The 3046-nt window shown below is 64.4% G+C and carries 2 protein-coding genes and 1 pseudogene; all 3 read left to right on the top strand.

Annotated features, from left to right (window positions below):
- A pseudogene (locus ACLP25_RS27780) lies at positions 1-318 on the top strand (PQQ-dependent dehydrogenase, methanol/ethanol family); the annotation flags it as partial.
- A gap of 26 nt (positions 319-344) precedes the next feature.
- Positions 345-1622 (top strand): c-type cytochrome, encoded by a 1278-nt coding sequence (locus ACLP25_RS27775; protein ID WP_442472330.1) that lies wholly within the window; start codon positions 345-347, stop codon positions 1620-1622.
- Between the two features lie 101 nt (positions 1623-1723).
- Positions 1724-2938 carry an ABC transporter substrate-binding protein gene (locus ACLP25_RS27770; protein WP_442472329.1) on the top strand — a complete coding sequence of 405 codons (1215 nt, stop codon included), beginning with the start codon at positions 1724-1726 and terminating at the stop codon, positions 2936-2938.
- Positions 2939-3046 lie beyond the last annotated feature (108 nt).

The following is a 3046-nucleotide window of genomic DNA, read 5'->3' as shown; positions in this document are numbered from 1 at the left end:
CAAAAGGTCTGGGGGATGAAGTCGGATCTGCCGTTCAACGGCGGCACCCTCACGACCGGCGGCGACCTGGTGTTCTGGGGCGACCTTCACGGCGACTTCCGCGCGATCGACGCCAAGAGCGGCCAGGAGCTGTGGAAGAAGAACCTCGGCTCGGGCATCGGCGCGGGTCCCATCACCTATTCGGTGAACGGCAAGCAATATGTCGCGGTCGTTATCGGTCGCACAGTCTCGATCCCGGCCTTCGTCGGGTTCATCGGCGAAAAAATGATCGCGGCGACCCCCGAAGGCGGCGCGCTGTTCGTCTTCACCGTCGATTGAGCAACAGCGAGAGGGAGGAGACGGAGATGCGTTTTGTTTCTTTACACACGGCGTTTGCTGTCTCCGCCCTGCTGGCGGCCTGCGCGAGCGTTCCTCCCGCGCTCGCGCAGGATCCGCCTGACAATGCGTTGCGCCTCTGCGCAGACCCCAGCAATCTGCCGTTCTCCAGCGACGATCCGGCGAAGCCCGGTCTCTATGTCGAGATCGGCGACGCCATCGGCAAGGCCCTTGGACGACCGGTGACGCATGTCTGGTACCGCACCTATTTCGGCAAGCGCGCGGTGCGCGTGACCATGCTCGCCAAACAGTGCGATGCGACCATCGGCCTGCCCGAAAGCGACGATTTCATGGGGCCGAAGGTCATCTTCTCGAAGCCGCTGTTCAACCTCGGCTACGCCATCGTTGCGCCAAAAGAGCGGTCGATCGCGAACGTCGAGGAACTCAAGGGCAAGCGGGTTGCGGTGCAGTTCGAAACCGAGCCGCAGAACATCGTCGGCCCGCGTGACGACATCGAAGCCGTCACCGTGCTCTCGCCCGACGCCGGCATGAAGGCGCTGGCGGAAGGGCGCGCCGACGCGGCCTTCCTCTGGGCGCCGTCAGCGGGCTACCTCAACAAGACCGCCTACGAGGGACGCTTCGCCGTCGTCCCGGTCGACGGGCCGAGGCTCACCTATCCGACCGCGATCGGCTACGCCAAGACTTCGAAGAGCTTGCGCGATTCGATCGACGCCGTGCTGCCCGAGGTGTCGAAGCAGTTTCCGGCGCTGCTGGCGAAGTATGGCGTCGGCCCCGACGCGCCGGAGACGCGCGGCGCCGCGGAGAGGCCTGCTGCAATCGAGAAGTCCTCGCTCGTCGTCGCTCAGGCGGAAGGCGCCGCGACGCCGGCCTCTGCTTCGCCGGCCGCTCAGGCGACGCCTGCGTCGACGCCCGCGGCCGCGCCCACCCAGACGGCGAAAGCCGAAGTCAGCGCCCGCGATCCCGGCAAACCCGCCGGCGATGGAACGGGAGAGTTCGACGTCGCGCCTGCGCCACTGCCCGCCACCCCGGACCTCATCGCCGCCGGCAGGGAAGTGTTCAACGGGACCTGCGCCCATTGCCACGGAGTGGACGCGATGCAGGGGGTCAAGAAGATCGACCTGCGCCGCCTGACGCTGCGGTACGGCGACGGGGCGCACAACATGTTCTGGAAGACCGTCCACGAGGGCCGGCAGACCAAGGGCATGCCGGCTTGGAAGGAGGTGTTCACCGACGAGCAACTCGCCCAAATCTATGCCTTCCTGTCGGCGATCCAGTCGGCGGAATAGTCGAGCGGTTTCTCTCGCGTCGGACCGAGAGCATCGGAACCCGGTTTTGGCTTTTACAGTTGCCGATCGCTCTGCGATCGAGACATTCCGTGGGACGAAGGATGAAGGCGATGATCACGAGACGTTTGTTCTTGCAATCCGGCGCCGCGGCGACGGCCCTCGCCGCGGGGGCGCGCGCCGCGCAAGCCGATACGCCGGGCGTGACCGACACGGAGATCAAGATCGGCCAGACCCTGCCCTACAGCGGCTCGGAGTCCGCCTATGGCGTGATCGGCCGCACCGAGGCCGCCTTCTTCAAGATGATCAACGACAAGGGCGGCTTGAACGGGCGCAAGATCGACCTGATCAGCCTTGATGACGGCTACAGCCCACCCAAGACCGTCGAGCAGGTGCGTCGGCTCGTCGAGGACGAGAAGGTGGCCTTCCTCTTCAACACGCTCGGCACCGCGCCCAACCTTGCGATCCGACAATATCTCAACGACAACAATGTCCCGCAGCTCTTCGTGGCCACTGGCGCGAACATCTTTGCCGACCCGGCGCGCTATCCCTGGACGATGGGCTACAATCCGAGCTACGAGACCGAGGCGCACGTCTACGGCAAGCATATCCTGGCGACCAAGCCGGACGGTAAAATCTCGGTGCTGTTCCAGAACGATGGGTTCGGCAGGGATTATCTCGACGCACTGAAGGAAACGCTCGGCGACAAGGCCGGCGCGATGATCGTCAAGGAGGCCTCCTACGAGACGAGCGAGCCGACCGTCGACTCGCAGGTCGTGACCTTGCAGGGCTCGGGCGCCGACATCTTCCTCATCGTTGCAACGCCAAAATTCGCCGCGCAGGCGATCCGCAAGTCCTACGATCTCGGCTGGAACGCCGTGCGCTATCTAAGCAACGTTTCGCCATCGATCGCGACCGTCCTGAAGCCCGCCGGGCTCGAGAAGTCGAAGGGCCTCATCACCGGCGGCTACGTCATCGACGTCAACGATCCGCATTGGAAGGACCAACCGTCGATTCAGGAATGGAAGGCCTTCACCGACAAATACATGTCGGCGAAAGAGTATGGCGACGCCAATGCGGCCTACGCTTTCGGCGTGGCCTCGACCATGGTTCAGGTCCTCAAGCAGTGCGGAAGCGACCTGTCGCGCGAAAACGTCATGCGTCAGGCGGCGAACCTGAAGTCGTTCGCGGCGCCAATGCTAATCCCTGGCATTACCGTCGACACGTCGCCCGACAATTTCAGCCCGATCCGCCAGCTGCAGCTCCTGACGTTCGATGGGACAAGCTGGCAGATCGTCGGTGCGGTGATGCACGACTGATAGTAGAGGGCGGTCTCAGGTGTGGGCGCTTCGTGCCGCCAAGCGAAGCGCTCGAAAGTGCAAGCGCAGGTATAGTCGAGGCGGATCCCCGTGCCCGCGCGCTCGCAG

Origin of the sequence: Roseiarcus sp., from assembly GCF_052145395.1 — a bacterium.
Classification (GTDB): domain Bacteria; phylum Pseudomonadota; class Alphaproteobacteria; order Rhizobiales; family Beijerinckiaceae; genus Roseiarcus.
Note: the sequence above shows the minus strand (reverse complement) of the source record. Positions and strands in the feature narration are given on the sequence as shown.

Coding starts and splice junctions, on each gene's coding strand:
- ACLP25_RS27775 (WP_442472330.1), top strand. CDS start 345: ATGCGTTTTGTTTCTTTACACACGGCGTTTGCTGTCTCCGCCCTGCTG.
- ACLP25_RS27770 (WP_442472329.1), top strand. CDS start 1,724: ATGAAGGCGATGATCACGAGACGTTTGTTCTTGCAATCCGGCGCCGCG.